Consider the following 14,795-nt stretch of genomic DNA (forward strand, 5'->3'; position numbering starts at 1 on the left):
CTGCTCATGGCATGCCAGTACTATTTTTTCACGTCGTCACTACCTTTTTGGATGGTTTCGCCACCGCGTTCAACGTCTTTGCCAAAGCCCTTGACAGTGTTGCAGGCGCTCAGACTCGTCAGGATTACCATAGTGCTCAAGAACAGCATTAGCGTTTTTTTCATTTTATCCTCGTGGCAAGTGGGGTGCTGGCTTCAGACTGCGGGCCAGCCTATCAAGTTACATAAAGTACTGCGTCATCGTATGCGGCGCTGTGCAATTGCGCGGGCCAGCATGGCGGCAATGCCAATGGCGGATCGGATCGCCTGATGGTTGCGCGAAAATGCCAGCGCCGCGCCGCTGCCCCTGTGTACCAGGGAACGGGCAGCCTGGCGCGGCCCGGGGCGCGTCGCCAGCACTGCACCCGTCAGCCCTAGAAGTGTCAGGTAAGGGTGGTCCCGAATCCATCGCATGGTTTTACTCCTCGGGAAGACATTATTTGTTGCGAGAGTCTCTGCAAGCGGCAATTCTTTTTCATCCTGGCCCAGCAGCATGCGTTGATAGGCAGTGCGACTCGCCTGCATCCGCTCCAGCAACGCTTGTTTTTCATCGGTCAGGGAATGGTGGGAACTCACAAGCTCTCCTTGAGGACGTTGTAATCGCGCTGCAATTCACTTTTAAGCGTTGTGAGAGCAGATTCAGCATGATAGTGACGAACAAAGTACAGGGATGCCGCGGCCAGTAAAAAGTACAGCGCAACCACCAGCCAGGCTGCCTCACTGCGGTAGGGTGTATCCCACGCGGTGACGATGACTGCTACGCCGATGAAGGTGATGGCAAGCAAAGCCAGAAGGCCGGTCAAAACATAGGCGGCAACCTGTACGCCGACGCCTCGTCCCTGCAATTGCATTTCAATGCGCAACAGTTCCTTGTAATCATGCAGCCGATGCAACGCGATCGCATACAGCTTCCTGGATTTGCGCAGGGTGCTCAACATGGCCATTCCCGGCATTAGCGACGATGGAGCAGCATGCCAAGCACCATTCCCACTCCCGTTGCCACGGCGACCGACTGCAACGGCTTTTCACGCACATAGCCGGAGGTCGCGTCCATGCCGCGGTTGAGCTGCTGGCCGGCCTGGGTTGCCACGCCCTTGGCGGCGGCGCGCAACGAACTGAATTTGGACATCAGGCGCGAATATTCCTGGCGCAACTCGGCATCGGACAGGTTGGTGGCACGACCCAGCAAGGTGTCCAGGTCGCTTTTGAGGTTGCCCAGCTCGGTTCGCAGCGAGGCGCCGGCGCGTTTGATGCCGCTTTTTCCGGAGACGCTTTCATCGTAATCCGGCTGGGACAAGTCGTCCGCGTTACTGCCGAAATAGGGCGAATTCAAATCTGACGAAGTCGTCGAGGAAGAAGGGTACTCTGGATTCATGGAGATGCTCCTTGAGTCTGTCTGGTGGAAAAAATCGGCGAACGATTAAAACTGGCAGGTGATTTTCTGGCGCAACAGCTACCGTGCTCACACACATCATTACAACTGGTTTTCCCGGCGTTGCCTTGCGCTCGATCAGGGTGGGGTGGATTGCGCATTGCCTGGCTGTGGCGCCGGACCGCCGGTCTGTGCGTCGGCGTAAGGCAGCGGCTTGCCATCCAGTGCATCCTGCAGTGTGGCTTCGGCTTGCGCGGTCAGCGAAGTGCGCAACAAGGTGCCGCCAAACTGCGACAGCTCGTGTATCACCTTGTCAGGCGTATAGCGGCGCGCGAGGATGAACAGGGCCGAGCTGTCCGGACGCAACTCTGCTGCCAGATTCTTCATGAATTCATCATTGATCCCATAGTCTGCAATGGCACCTGTCAGGGCACCGCTGCCGGCGCCGATGGCAGCGCCGAGCAGAGGATTCAGGAAAATCATGCCGATCAGGGCGCCCCAGAAAGTACCGGAGACTGCCCCAATCACCGGAATATTGACGGACTGGTGCAGGCGGATCCTGCCTTCTCGATCCTTGGTGACATAGGCGGCATCTTCCAGGTCGATCAGATATTCGTTTTGCAGGCGCTGCATGGCATTGAGTACCTCGGCTGCCTTGCAGGCATCTCGATAGGCGACAGAAATGAGCTCGGACATGCGCAGGACTCCTCTGGAAATCATCTTGGGCGGCACGGCCTTCGGGCCGGGCAATGCAGAACATGCCTTTATTTTGCGGCATTTATTTTGCTTTTATACGACCTGACGCAAGCAATAGAGCTATTGGGCCGAACAATCCGGCAACACGTCGGTCGATTATGACGAAACGATGACAAGCTGCGCCGTTGTGTATGCACGGCACGAAGATCGTCATCTCCTACGTGCTGGCGATTAAGGGAAATAATTGCCAATTCCCCTGTTGATCTGTTCCGCTCGTTTTTGGAAAAGCCTTTAAGGAGGGACAAACTTAATGGCGCAAATTGACGTGCAATTTCGCAATGAAGTGTTGCGGAACTCGCAGAATTCAGCGCTGGTTCCTGTGCGCCGCAGCCGGTACGCCATGCGAACGATTCAGAACCATTTTTTTACGATCACTGCGCTCGCCGCGTCCTTGCTGATTGCAATTGCTTTTTTTCTTCAGGGGTTCCTGTCGTATCTATACCGGCTTAACCACGGCGAGGAAATCATTCATGTTATTAACAAAGTGGACCAGGTCGGCTTTTTGCTGCTCCTGGGCCTGGTCCTGCTCATGGTGGTCAGCGCGCTGGGATTTCACCGGCTTGAGCGTAGCAAGTCATTGCTTACGTTTTTTCTGCTTGCCTTCATCCTGACTGTGGTGGCGAAAGGAAAATTCGATAACATGGGTTCCGATTCGATGGCGGAAATCATGCATGCCAATTCCCAGGAGGGGGGCGATTTCATCGAATCCTACCTTTCGTTCGTAAAGCTTTCGGTCAAGGAATGCATTGTCCTGTTTGGGCCCCTGTTATTGATTCCCGTATATGCTCTGTTAGTGCGGAAAAGTGGCGGCACGGCAGGATTGCGAGACATCCGATTGGCCCTCAAGATCATTGCCCTCGTATATCTCCTGACAATTGCCCATTTTTTTTATCAGATGGCAGTAAATTATCATTCAATCGATTACTTCCGCGAACGCCTGGAGTCATCAACTGCCCGCGCCGTCGGAGCACTGGGCCGCACGCGAGAAGCGCCCAATGTGGTCGTCTACATTGGCGAATCGACGTCGCGCGAGAATTTCCCCCTTTACATGCCTGCTTATGCGCAAGCTGATCCACTTCAGGAAATTCGCGACGAGCTGATCGTTTTCTCGGATGTGGTGACATCCTTTTCGCATACGTTTCCATCCCTGTATCGCGCGTTCACCATGAGTAAGGATCCTTACCTCGATCAATTCTTGCTGATCAAGGATTTGCGCCGCCCCAACACACTGGCTGTCCTGGAGAAAGGGGGGATGGAGACGCACTGGATTTCCAATCAAAATCTGGTCGGGCGCTGGGACTGGAATTCCGAATTGTTCGGCCGACACAGCCAGCATCTGAAAGTGCTCAATGGGGCCGAACGGATGTACTTCAATGGCGTAAGAAAAACCGACCGTGCCCTGGTCGCGGCGTATCTGGAGGAGGCATCGCACCTGGAGCGTTCGCGACAAATGATGTTTTTGCATTCCTATGCCGGCCATGCCGATTACTGTAAGAATATTCCGCGCGAAGAACACACAGTTTCAGGGAGATTTCTGCCAACCCTGTCGCAACATGCCCTGTTTGGCGACATGTATGTTGGCGACCTGAACGAGCGCATGGAATCGATCGACTGTTATGGCTCGGTGATGTCCTTCGTTTCCAAAAACCTGCGCGCAGTGATTGATGATATTGCGCAGCGCACGTTGCCCGTAGTCTTTTTGTATTTTGCCGACCATGGTGAGGAAATCTACGAAGGCACCGGCCATGACTCCCGGCGAAACAGTTATCGCCATATTGAAATCCCTTTTTTCATTTACTTTAATTCGGCGGCCAGGGAGGCCTATCCAGACCTGTATCGCGCCGCACAGGAAAATCGCACCAAGCCCTACAGCATTGAGTGGCTGAGCGATACCCTCATTGACCTCGCCGGCATCGATTACAAGGAGCGGCAATTATTATCGGTATTCAGGCCGGACATGCAGGCGCCAAAGCGTTACGCCTTGCGTCGAACAGATATTCGCGGCAACCAGTTCATCCTTGCCGTGGACGATGAAGATGCTTCGCAGCGCCATGACTTGCTTAACCACGGGCATGACTACTTTCGCAAGCGGCGCCTCTACAATGCCTTTCCCGGGCCGGAAAAAAACAAGCTTTGCTCGTCTCGCACCAACAGCCTGTTGAAATTTCGCGAAGCCGCGAGCATATTCCAATGCGTTGAGATCGATATCACCATCGATGCCGAAGCCGACAAGCTGTATGTGTATCGACCGCCGCAGGCCAACAATCATTTGCAACTGAAGGATTTGATTGCCTTCGGCCCACCTCTGGAAGGGCACATGTTGCTGGCGATTCGCAATCCGGACAGCCGCAATCTGGCCGTATTGCAGGCACAACTCGACCGCCTGTTTTTGCCCGACCAGCGTCACCGGATAGTGATTGAAATCCCGCATTTTGACGGGGTGGACAGGCAGGGATTGCAGCGCCTGGCCAAGGCTGGCTATGAATTGTTTTACGCGCTGCCAGCGGATCTGGGCGCCGGATGCGCGCGCGATACCCTGCAGGCGGTTTGCCAGCGTTTCGCACGCGAGATCCTGCCTGTCATCGAGCAGGCGGGCGTGCAGGGGATTGCTTTTGACATCGAGGCCGTTCCCTTTGTAAGAAGCTTGCATGCGGCAACCCGGCTGCAGTACAGCATCAAGGACATGTCTGCGGGTGGCGGGAAGGATATCGATCGCGCCATTCTTGCGCGCAGCAATACCTACAGCATTCCCTATCGGAGCGCGTTTGATTATTGATGCATTGGGATTGACGCTTGGAGGACTATGGGGGAGGCTGGTGCCCATGGGCAGGATTGAACTGCCGACCTCTCCCTTACCAAGGGAGTGCTCTGCCACTGAGCTACATGGGCCAAACTTCAGAAAACAAAAAGCCCATCAATGAAGATGGGCTGTTTGCTCGAATTCTGTGGGGCGACCGACGGGGCTCGAACCCGCGACAACAGGAATCACAATCCTGGACTCTACCAACTGAGCTACAGCCGCCACTGAAAAAGCAGTGCCGCGATAACTAGTATCCCGGCAGCCCATCATTATACAAAATTTGTCGGCTGCTGGCAAATTGTCTGTGCGATTTCCTCGGTCGGCACGCGCAACCCCAAATTTACGGGGTTCAGACACCTTCCGGAGACTGGATTGCCAGTACTTCCGGACGCAGGTGCAGAAGCGTTTCGAATGCCTGGGCCAGCGTGGTCTGGCTACCGGTGGTATAGGCGTGCAATGTTCCCGTAGCCGCATCCTGGCGCCGCAGGCCATGCTGGTTCAGCAGCCGGCCCAGTTGGCGTGCCACCGCCGCGCCGGTGTCGATGATCTCGACCGGCCCCGGCGAGACTTGCTTTATCAGGCTTTCGATGGCGGGACGGACGAAGGGGTAGTGGGTGCAACCAAGTACCAGGGTGTCGGCGCCTTGCTGCAGCAGCGGCGTGACATACTGGTTCAGCAGGGCCATCGTCGCTGGGGAATGCAACTCGCCTTTTTCGACCTGGTCGGCCAGGCCCTTGCAAGCCTGGGACAGGAATTGCACATCGGTGGCGGCGCTGGTGTATTCACGCAATTGGCGGAATTTTTCACTGGCCAGCGTGCGCTCGGTTGCCAATACGCCAATCTTTCGACTCTTGCTGATGGCAGCGGCAGGTTTCAATCCCGGCTCGACGCCTACGACCGCCAGCGTGGGATAGCGCTCGCGCAGCGCCTTGATCGAGGCGGCCGTGGCGGTATTGCAGGCTACCACCAGCGCCTTGGCGCCTTGTTCCAGCAGGAAGGCGGCGATGCCCAGAGAACGCGCCACAATCACTTCTTCCGGCTTGCCACCATAGGGAGCAAAGCCGGAGTCGGCGAAATACAGCAGGTTTTCTTCGGGCAGATGCGCGCAGATATGGCGCAACACCGACAGGCCGCCGATGCCGGAATCGAAAACGCCGATTGGGGCAAGCATAGGGGTTTCGGGCTGCATGCAGCCTGCCTATGCGGCGGTACGGGCTTGCAAGCCCGTACTCCTGTCTTTATCCATCGGCGCTGGCAGGCTCATGTCGGCTCGTGCGGTGGGAATGGCTTAGGCCGGGATCACGGGGATGTCGATGAGCTTGGCGGAGGCTATGCGCTCCTGCCATTCCTTCGGCCCGGTGTTGTGCACCGAGATGCCGTTGGAGTCGACGGCAACCGTCACCGGCATGTCCTTGACCTCGAACTCGTAGATCGCTTCCATGCCCAGGTCCGCAAAGCCGACGACCTTGGCGCTCTTAATGGCCTTGGAGACCAGGTAGGCCGAGCCGCCGACTGCCATCAGGTAGGCTGACTTGTGGTTCTTGATCGATTCGATGGCGACCGGGCCGCGCTCGGCCTTGCCGATCATCGAGATCAGGCCGGTTTTTTCCAGCATCATGTCGGTGAACTTGTCCATGCGGGTGGCCGTGGTCGGACCCGCCGGGCCCACCACTTCGTCGCGCACCGGATCGACCGGGCCGACGTAGTAGATCACGCGGTTGGTGAAGTCCACCGGCAGGGATTCGCCCTTGGCCAGCATGTCGGCAATGCGCTTGTGGGCGGCGTCGCGGCCGGTCAGCATCTTGCCGTTCAAGAGCAGGGTCTGGCCGGGCTTCCACGAAGCGACTTCTTCGCGGGTCAGGGTGTCGAGGTCGATGCGCTTGGACTTTTCGGTGTCCGGCAGCCATTGCACATCCGGCCAGTCGGACAGCGACGGCGGATCGATATAGGCGGGGCCGGAGCCATCGAGCACGAAGTGGGCGTGGCGGGTCGCCGCGCAGTTCGGAATCATGGCGACCGGCTTGGACGCCGCATGGGTCGGGTACATGTTGATCTTGATGTCCAGCACGGTGGTCAGGCCACCCAGGCCCTGAGCGCCAATACCCAGTGCATTGACCTTTTCATACAGCTCGATGCGCAATTCCTCGAGCTTGTTTTGCGGGCCGCGCTGCAGCAGCTCATACATGTCGATGTGGTCCATCAGCGATTCCTTGGCCATCAGCATGGCCTTTTCGGCGGTGCCGCCGATGCCGATGCCCAGCATGCCGGGCGGGCACCAGCCGGCGCCCATGGTTGGCACGGTCTTCAGGACCCAGTCGACCACGGAGTCGGAGGGGTTCAGCATGACGAACTTGGATTTGTTTTCCGAACCGCCGCCCTTGGCGGCAACTTGCACGTCGACGGTGTTGCCCGGCACGACTTCCATGTGGATCACGGCCGGCGTGTTGTCCTTGGTATTTTTGCGGTCGAACAGGGGGTCGGCCACGACGGAAGCGCGCAGCACATTGTCCGAGTTGGCATAGCCGCGGCGCACGCCTTCATTGACGGCATCGGTGATCGAGCCCTTGAAGCCTTCGAAACGCACTTCCATGCCGATCTTCAGGAAGACATTGACGATGCCGGTATCCTGGCAAATTGGTCGGTGGCCTTCGGCGCACATTTTCGAGTTGGTGAGAATTTGTGCGATCGCATCCTTTGCGGCAGGGCTTTGCTCGCTCTGGTAGGCGCGTGCCAGATGCTGGATGTAGTCGGCAGGGTGGTAGTAGCTGATGTACTGCAGGGCAGCGGCAACCGATTCGATGAGGTCTTCTTGCTTGATGATAGTCATGAGCGTGCTTTCAAAGAATTAATGTTCAGAATTCGGTGCGTGGGTGCCCGAGATCAGGCGGTCGCAATAGGCAATCGCCAGCGCAGATACCAGGAATGTCAGGTGGATGCCGGTTTGCGCCAGCAGCACCTTGTCGCTATAGGCGCCGGCGTTGATGAAGGTTTTCAGCAAGTGGATCGAGGAAATGCCGATGATGGCGGTGGCCAGCTTGACCTTCAGCACCGAGGCATTCACGTGCGAGAGCCACTCCGGCTGGTCCGGATGGCTTTCCAGGTGCATGCGCGAGACAAAAGTTTCATAGCCGCCGACGATCACCATGATCAGCAGGTTGGAAATCATGACCACGTCGATCAGGCCCAGCACGACCAGCATGATGGTGCTTTCGGTCAGCTTGGTGCCTCGGGGCGTGCCGTCGACCGAAACCGCAGTAAGAATGTGTTCAAGCGAAGTGGCATTGCCGAACACGGCACCGATCAGGTCGGTCAGCTCGACCCAGAAATGGAATACATACACGACTTGCGCAAGGATCAAGCCAAGATAGAGCGGCAGCTGCAGCCAGCGGCTCATGAAAATCAGGTTGGCCAAGGGGCGGATCGGACGGCTGGCCCGAATTTCGGGATCTTCCTTCAATGACATGCTTTCTTTCCGAAATGATGCTAGGAGACAAAAAATGAATCCCGACATTTTACACGGCGCTGGCCTGGCCTTGCACGCAGTTATGCCGGGATAGGCCGTCGAATGGCCGAATAGAATTATTGAAGAACAATACTCCTTCGGATAGCCGCGCAAATCAAATGACAAGAGATACAATAATAGGAAATAAATAATGTAATTTTGTCCACAACAACAGCTTGCAGGAGATGACGATGGCCGAGATTGAAAATGCCAAACAGGAAAGCCGGGTGTTCAACCCGCCGGCGGCGCTGGTAAAAGATGCCGCGATATCCGGCATGGACGCGTACCGCGCCCTGTGCGCCGAGGCCGAGCAGGACTATGCCGGTTTCTGGGGCCGGCTCGCCCGCGAAAACCTCGACTGGCACAAGCCTTTCACGCAAACCCTGGATGAATCGGCTGCGCCGTTCTACAAGTGGTTCGGCGATGGCGAACTCAACGTTTCGTACAATTGCCTCGACCGCAACCTGGCCAATGGCAATGCCGACAAGACCGCGGTGATCTTCGAAGCCGATGGCGGCGACGTCACCCGGGTGACGTACCGCGAATTGCACCAGCGCGTCTGCAAGCTTGCCAATGGCTTGAAATCGCTGGGCATCCGGAAGGGCGACCGCGTCGTCATCTACATGCCCATGTCGGTCGAAGGCATTGCCGCCATGCAGGCGTGCGCGCGCATCGGCGCCACCCACTCGGTGGTGTTCGGCGGCTTTTCCGCCAAGTCCCTGCAGGAACGCATCATCGATGCCGGCGCGGTGGCCGTGATCACCGCCGACGAGCAGCTGCGCGGCGGCAAGCAACTGCCGCTGAAAGCCATCGTCGATGAAGCGCTGGGCCTGGGCGGTTGCGACTCCATCAAAAATGTCATCGTCTATCGCCGCACCGGCGGCAATATTGCCGTCAACGCTGGGCGCGACCTGTGGCTGCACGAGCTGGTGGCCGACCAGGCCGAGGCGTGCGAGCCGGAATGGGTCGATGCCGAGCATCCGCTGTTCATCCTCTATACGTCCGGCTCCACCGGCAAGCCCAAGGGCGTGCAGCATTCTTCCGGCGGCTACCTGCTGTGGGCCGCCTTGTCGATGAAATGGACCTTCGACATCAAGCCGGCCGACATCTTCTGGTGCACCGCCGACATCGGCTGGGTCACCGGCCACACCTACATCACCTATGGGCCCCTGGCCGTGGGCGCCACGCAAGTGGTCTTCGAAGGCGTGCCGACCTTCCCGAACGCCGGGCGTTTCTGGGACATGATCGCGCGCCACAAGGTGAGCATTTTCTATACCGCGCCCACGGCCATCCGCTCGCTGATCAAGGCGGCCGATGCCGACGCCGCTATCCATCCGTCGAAGTACGACTTGTCTTCCCTGCGCATCCTGGGCTCGGTGGGCGAGCCCATCAACCCGGAAGCATGGATGTGGTACTACAAGCACATCGGCCGCGAGCAATGCCCGATCGTCGACACGTTCTGGCAAACCGAGACTGGCGGCCACATGATTTCGCCGCTGCCGGGAGCCACGCCCATGGTGCCGGGGTCGTGCACGCTGCCCTTGCCGGGGATCATGGCGGCCATCGTCGACGAGACCGGCAATGAGTTGCCCAATGGCCAGGGCGGCATCCTGGTGGTCAAGCGGCCCTGGCCCTCGATGATCCGCACGATCTGGAATGACCCGGAGCGCTTCAAGAAGAGTTATTTCCCGGAAGAGTTTGCCGGCAAGCTGTACCTGGCAGGCGACGGGGCGATCCGCAACAAGGACACGGGGTATTTCACCATCACCGGGCGCATCGACGATGTGCTGAATGTCTCGGGTCACCGCATGGGGACCATGGAAATCGAATCGGCCCTGGTGGCGCATCCGCTGGTGGCCGAAGCCGCCGTGGTGGGCAAGCCGGATGAAACCACGGGCGAGGCGATCTGCGCCTTCGTGGTGCTGAAGCGCAGTCGCCCGACCGGTGAAGAGGCCAGGCAGATTGCCAAGGAATTGCGCGACTGGGTGGGCAAGGAAATCGGCCCGATCGCCAAGCCCAAGGAACTGCGTTTTGGCGACAACCTGCCCAAGACGCGCTCGGGCAAGATCATGCGGCGGCTGTTGCGCGTCCTGGCCAAGGGCGAGGATATCACCCAGGATATCTCGACCCTGGAGAACCCGGCCATCCTCGATCAATTGAAGCAGGCCCAGTAAATTTTTGGCAGTCAGCCAGGCCGGCGCGGCACATGCCGCGCCGGCCTTTTTCATGTGTTGCTGTCAATTTTCTCAAGCACCAGGCGTCAGCCTGGCGTGCTGCGGGCCCAGCGTACGATGTCAGCCACGCCCATGGCGCCGGGTTGACGGCGGATTTCCCGGCCCTGATGAAAGATGGCCAGGGTCGGGATGCTACGGATGGCATAGCGCGCCGCAAGCGCCTGTTCTTCCTCGGTGTTGACCTTGAGCAGTCGAAAATGCGGCTCCAACTGGGTTGCGGCCTGTTCGAACGCTGGCGCCATCATGCGGCAAGGGCCGCACCAGGGAGCCCAGAAATCCACCAGCAGGGGCAGGTCACTCTTTTGCAGTTGCCTGTCGAACTCAGCAGTCGCCAGCGATAGTGGCTGTCCGGAAAACAAAGGTCGATGGCAGCGGCCGCAATCCGGCGCTTCGGACAGGCGCTCCTGTGGCACGCGATTAACAGCCTGGCAGGCAGGGCAAACGAGGTGCAGTGACATGGCAAGCCTTGTATTGGTTTGGCGGTGCCGGCCTTGCCCGGCATCCTGTGACTGAACATGATGGCATGGAATGTAAATTCAAGATGTCGCTCATCACGCTTGATGCAGATGAATGCCCGCCAGCGCCTGCGGCGTCATCATGCTCAGTATCCCACCACATTGCCGAATCAAGGAGCCAGCATGTCCATGCGCCCGGGTTTTCCTGCAAGCTGCGCGGCAGCGGCCATGGCGATGGCGCTCCTTGGATGTTCTCCGGAACCCACGCCCGCACCACCCCCCGTGTCCGAGCCCGCCGGCAAGGCAGCGCCGATCGTCGTGCCTGCACCTGGCCTGGCCTTGCCAAATTTTGTCGAGCTGGTCAAACGGGAGGGGCCGGCAGTCGTCAACATCAGTACTTTGCGCGGCGGCAATGGAGCTGTAGCCGGCTTGCGCGAGGGCGACCCCTTTTATGAGTTTTTCCGGCGTTTTGGCGGCTTGCCGCAAATGGGCGAAGCTCCCCAGGTAGGCCTGGGTTCGGGCTTCATTATCAGCCAGGATGGTTATGTGCTGACCAATGCCCATGTGATCGCCGATACCGATGAGGTCATGGTCAAGCTGACCGACAAGCGCGAATTCCAGGCCAAGGTCATCGGCTATGACCGCTATACGGATGTCGCCCTGATCAAGATTGATGCAACCAGTTTGCCCGTAGTAACCATGGGGGATCCGAATCGCCTCGAAGCCGGCGAATGGGTAGCGGCCATTGGCGCCCCCTTCGGCTTTGAAAACAGCGTGACGGTGGGTGTCGTCAGCGCCAAGGGAAGGCTGTTGCCCAACGGCAGCTATGTCCCATTTATTCAGACCGACGTGGCCGTCAATCCCGGCAATTCCGGTGGGCCGCTATTCAGTACCCGTGGAGATGTCATTGGCATCAATTCGCAGATATACAGCCAGACGGGCGGTTACATGGGCATCTCGTTTGCCATTCCGATCGACATTGCACTGGATATTTCCCGTCAATTACGCGAGACCGGCAAGGTGACGCGCGGGCGAATCGGCGTGCAGTCGCAGGAATTGACGCAGGATATCGCTGCCGCCTTGGGCCTGAAGCAGCCTCAGGGTGTGTTGGTGGCGGCTGTACAGCGAGGCGGTCCAGCCGACCGTGCCGGCATCGTGCCGGGTGACGTGGTGTTACGCTACGATGGCAAGGAAGTGCGCAATCCTGCCGACCTGGCCCGGCTGGTGGGCGCAAGCCGGCCGGGGACGACGGTGGGTGCCGAGGTGTGGCGCAAGGATAAAACCATCCCTTTGAAAATCAAGGTGGACGAATTGCAAGGCTAAGTGGTGGGGCACCTGCCTCCGCCTTACGGCTGCAATACGTATTTTCCAGGTGCGTTATAGAGAATCTTGTCAAAGGGCGGCGGGGAAATCCGCCTGGACGAGTGCCGGCGCAGCCAGCGCTCCCACTCTGGCCACCAGGATCCTTCATGGCGTGGAGTGCGGGATTGCCAGATATCCGGGTCGATATAGGGATCCTGATGGTGACTGGTCGCCACCTGGTAGCTGCGGCGCGGTTGTCCCGGTGGCGAGACTACGCCGGCGTTGTGGCCGCCTGTGGTCAGCAGGAAGGTGACTTCGGTATCTGCCAATAAATGGATCTTGAAGGCTGAGCGCCATGGTGCGACGTGATCGGTCAGTGTGCCGACGGAAAAGATCGGCGCACGGATATCGGTCAGCGCAATTGGCTGGTCATCCACGCAATAGCTGCCTTCGGCCAGTTCATTGTCGAGGAAGAGCTTGCGAAGGTATTCCGAATGCATGCGGAACGGCATGCGGGTGGCATCGCCATTCCACGCCATCAAGTCGTTCTCCGGTTCCGAGCGACCCAGCAGATACTGGTTCAGCCTGCGCGACCAGATCAGGTCGTTCGAGCGCATCAGCTGAAAGGCACCCGCCATCTGCTTGGTGTCCAGGTAACCCTGGTCCCACATGATCGCTTCCAGCAGGGTGATCTGGCTTTCATCAATGAACAGCGACAGTTCGCCAGGTTCCTTGAAATCCACTTGCGAGGCAAACAGCGTAATGCTGGCGAGGCGGCGGTCATGGTGGCGTGCCATTGCCGCAGCGGCAATCGATAAAAGTGTGCCGCCCAGGCAATAGCCGACGGCGTTGATGTGCGGCGCACCAGTCTGTTCAAGCGCCGCTTCCAGCGCATCCATCACGCCCAACTTGCGGTAATCCTCCAGCGACATGTCGCGATCCGAAGCCAGAGGATTTTTCCAGGAAATCATGAAGACCGTGTAGCCCTGGTCCAGCAGGTACTTGACCAGGGAATTTTTGGGCGACAGATCGAGAATGTAGTATTTCATGATCCACGCCGGCACGAACAGGATGGGCGTTTCATGCACTGTCTCGGTGGTCGGTTCGTAGCGGATCAGCTCGATCAAACGGTTGCGGAACACGACCTTGCCCGGCGTGACGGCAAGGTTCTGACCTACCTTGAAGCTTGACCTGGCTTGCGGATGCGTATCGTTGACGGTGTGTTCGATATCCTTCAGTGCATTCTGCAATCCCGCTACCAGGTTGCGTCCACCAGTATGCAAGGTTTCCTGCAGCACGACAGGATTGGTGAGAAGGAAGTTCGAAGGCGAATACATATCGAGAATCTGCCGCACCACGAAGTTGACGACTTCTTCGTGGTGCAGCGATACGCCTGAAACATCGGTGGTTGCGCGATGCCACCATTGCTGCGTCAGCAGAAATCCCTGAGAAATGACATTGAAGGGCCAGCGCCGCCATGCGGGATCCGCAAATCGCTTGTCTTGGGGCAGGGGCACGACCGAGGTTTGCGCGGCATGGGGATCGTCTTGCACAATTTCCAGTTCATATTCATTCCAGCGCCAGATTTTTCGGGCTGCTTCCGTCAGCAATTCCTGTTGCTTGGACGGTGAATACTGGACATGCATCAGCCAGTCGACATACGCCATCCAGATCGACATCGGCGAGATATTGGCCGTCAGCTTGCCGATTCCCGCCTTCAGAATGCGGTCAAGATTGGCAGACGGTGCCTGGTTGTACGGCTCATGGTAAAAGGGAAAGTCGCGGTGCAGGGTCCCCAGCCACTGGCTGGCCATGCGCTCGACCCCTTCTGGAACGGTTGCGTGCTGGTCCATGGCGGTCGGTCTTTCCAAAAGTGATTGATTACACCTTAGTCAAGACTCAAATGGCCGTGTTTGAGCTTTGTCATCCATCCGCACAGGCGCTGCCTGCTTGCCGGATTTTGCGGATTATTGCATGAGGGAAATAAAGATCAATCCGGATCGTTCCAGGCTTCGCGGGGGGCCTGGGCGATATATGCCTGATCATGACAATAGACATTATCGAGATCTTTATTTGTTACGCCATTCTCGGAGGCCGACCAGACGAGATAGAAGCTGGCCAGGGCAAGCATCAGGATGACCATGACTGTCACGACAAAAAGCATTTGTTTTCCATCGTTATTGCGATAGGCGATTGTAGATCGAAATTTATTCTCAGTGGAATGATTTTTTAAAAGAAGCTTTCCTTACTGCAATTTAATGGAACCAAGGTTTATTTTCATTGGATCGATCGCTTCATGAGGGGCATCAACCCGCTTGTCACCATCCTGCTCCTAA

General features: G+C 57.8%; 13 protein-coding genes, 2 tRNA genes and 1 pseudogene. 3 read left to right on the forward strand and 13 right to left on the reverse strand.

Translation table 11 applies throughout. The features are described 5' to 3' along the window. Positions 1 to 20: 20 nt before the first annotated feature. From EKL02_RS07480 to EKL02_RS07500, 5 genes are all read right to left on the reverse strand, one after another. The gene (locus tag EKL02_RS07480; protein ID WP_128901471.1) at positions 21 to 164 is read right to left on the reverse strand and encodes an entericidin A/B family lipoprotein; all 144 of its coding nucleotides are present in this window, start codon (positions 162 to 164) and stop codon (positions 21 to 23) included. Between the two features lie 72 nt (positions 165 to 236). Continuing rightward, the gene (locus EKL02_RS07485) at positions 237 to 614 is read right to left on the reverse strand and encodes a hypothetical protein (RefSeq protein WP_128901472.1); all 378 of its coding nucleotides are present in this window, start codon (positions 612 to 614) and stop codon (positions 237 to 239) included. Then, positions 611 to 973: a phage holin family protein gene (locus EKL02_RS07490; protein WP_164931980.1), complete on the reverse strand. Its 363-nt coding sequence runs from the start codon at positions 971 to 973 to the stop codon at positions 611 to 613. Before EKL02_RS07490 ends, EKL02_RS07485 begins: the two co-directional genes overlap by 4 nt. Before the next feature lie 17 nt (positions 974 to 990). Further along, positions 991 to 1,413, reverse strand: a complete 423-nt coding sequence (locus tag EKL02_RS07495) for a DUF883 family protein (protein ID WP_128901474.1) — start codon at positions 1,411 to 1,413, stop codon at positions 991 to 993. A gap of 135 nt (positions 1,414 to 1,548) precedes the next feature. Beyond that, positions 1,549 to 2,106, reverse strand: a complete 558-nt coding sequence (locus tag EKL02_RS07500; RefSeq protein ID WP_128901475.1) for a DUF1269 domain-containing protein — start codon at positions 2,104 to 2,106, stop codon at positions 1,549 to 1,551. A 400-nt stretch (positions 2,107 to 2,506) separates the two neighbouring features. Between EKL02_RS07500 and EKL02_RS07505 the strand changes: the two genes are divergently transcribed. Continuing rightward, positions 2,507 to 4,942: a sulfatase-like hydrolase/transferase gene (locus EKL02_RS07505; RefSeq protein WP_164931981.1), complete on the forward strand. Its 2,436-nt coding sequence runs from the start codon at positions 2,507 to 2,509 to the stop codon at positions 4,940 to 4,942. Positions 4,943 to 4,980: 38 nt separating this feature from the next. Here the strand turns inward: EKL02_RS07505 and EKL02_RS07510 are convergent. From EKL02_RS07510 to EKL02_RS07530, 5 genes are all read right to left on the reverse strand, one after another. Beyond that, a tRNA-Thr gene (locus tag EKL02_RS07510) sits at positions 4,981 to 5,055 on the reverse strand. Between the two features lie 57 nt (positions 5,056 to 5,112). After that, positions 5,113 to 5,188: transfer RNA gene (locus EKL02_RS07515), tRNA-His, on the reverse strand. 127 nt (positions 5,189 to 5,315) lie between these two features. Next, on the reverse strand, positions 5,316 to 6,137 hold the full coding sequence (murI, locus tag EKL02_RS07520; RefSeq protein WP_241687818.1) for a glutamate racemase: 822 nt from the start codon (positions 6,135 to 6,137) through the stop codon (positions 5,316 to 5,318). 117 nt (positions 6,138 to 6,254) lie between these two features. Continuing rightward, positions 6,255 to 7,793 carry a fumarate hydratase gene (locus EKL02_RS07525; protein ID WP_128901478.1) on the reverse strand — a complete coding sequence of 513 codons (1,539 nt, stop codon included), beginning with the start codon at positions 7,791 to 7,793 and terminating at the stop codon, positions 6,255 to 6,257. Between the two features lie 18 nt (positions 7,794 to 7,811). Then, positions 7,812 to 8,429 carry a YqhA family protein gene (locus EKL02_RS07530; RefSeq protein ID WP_128901479.1) on the reverse strand — a complete coding sequence of 206 codons (618 nt, stop codon included), beginning with the start codon at positions 8,427 to 8,429 and terminating at the stop codon, positions 7,812 to 7,814. Positions 8,430 to 8,659: 230 nt separating this feature from the next. Between EKL02_RS07530 and acs the strand changes: the two genes are divergently transcribed. Then, positions 8,660 to 10,642 carry an acetate--CoA ligase gene (acs, locus tag EKL02_RS07535; protein ID WP_128901480.1) on the forward strand — a complete coding sequence of 661 codons (1,983 nt, stop codon included), beginning with the start codon at positions 8,660 to 8,662 and terminating at the stop codon, positions 10,640 to 10,642. Positions 10,643 to 10,728: 86 nt separating this feature from the next. Here the strand turns inward: acs and trxC are convergent, their stop codons facing one another. Further along, the gene (gene trxC, locus EKL02_RS07540; RefSeq protein WP_128901481.1) at positions 10,729 to 11,160 is read right to left on the reverse strand and encodes a thioredoxin TrxC; all 432 of its coding nucleotides are present in this window, start codon (positions 11,158 to 11,160) and stop codon (positions 10,729 to 10,731) included. Positions 11,161 to 11,496: 336 nt separating this feature from the next. Here trxC and EKL02_RS07545 point away from each other — a divergent pair. Further along, positions 11,497 to 12,402 (forward strand): annotated as a pseudogene (locus tag EKL02_RS07545) (trypsin-like peptidase domain-containing protein); the annotation flags it as partial. Positions 12,403 to 12,503: 101 nt separating this feature from the next. Here the strand turns inward: EKL02_RS07545 and EKL02_RS07550 are convergent. Both EKL02_RS07550 and EKL02_RS18155 read right to left on the reverse strand, forming a co-directional pair. After that, positions 12,504 to 14,312 (reverse strand): alpha/beta fold hydrolase, encoded by a 1,809-nt coding sequence (locus EKL02_RS07550; RefSeq protein ID WP_241687820.1) that lies wholly within the window; start codon positions 14,310 to 14,312, stop codon positions 12,504 to 12,506. Between the two features lie 137 nt (positions 14,313 to 14,449). After that, positions 14,450 to 14,623 (reverse strand): hypothetical protein, encoded by a 174-nt coding sequence (locus EKL02_RS18155; protein WP_164931982.1) that lies wholly within the window; start codon positions 14,621 to 14,623, stop codon positions 14,450 to 14,452. Positions 14,624 to 14,795 lie beyond the last annotated feature (172 nt).

It is taken from the genome of Janthinobacterium sp. 17J80-10 (assembly GCF_004114795.1).
GTDB lineage: Bacteria > Pseudomonadota > Gammaproteobacteria > Burkholderiales > Burkholderiaceae_D > Paucimonas.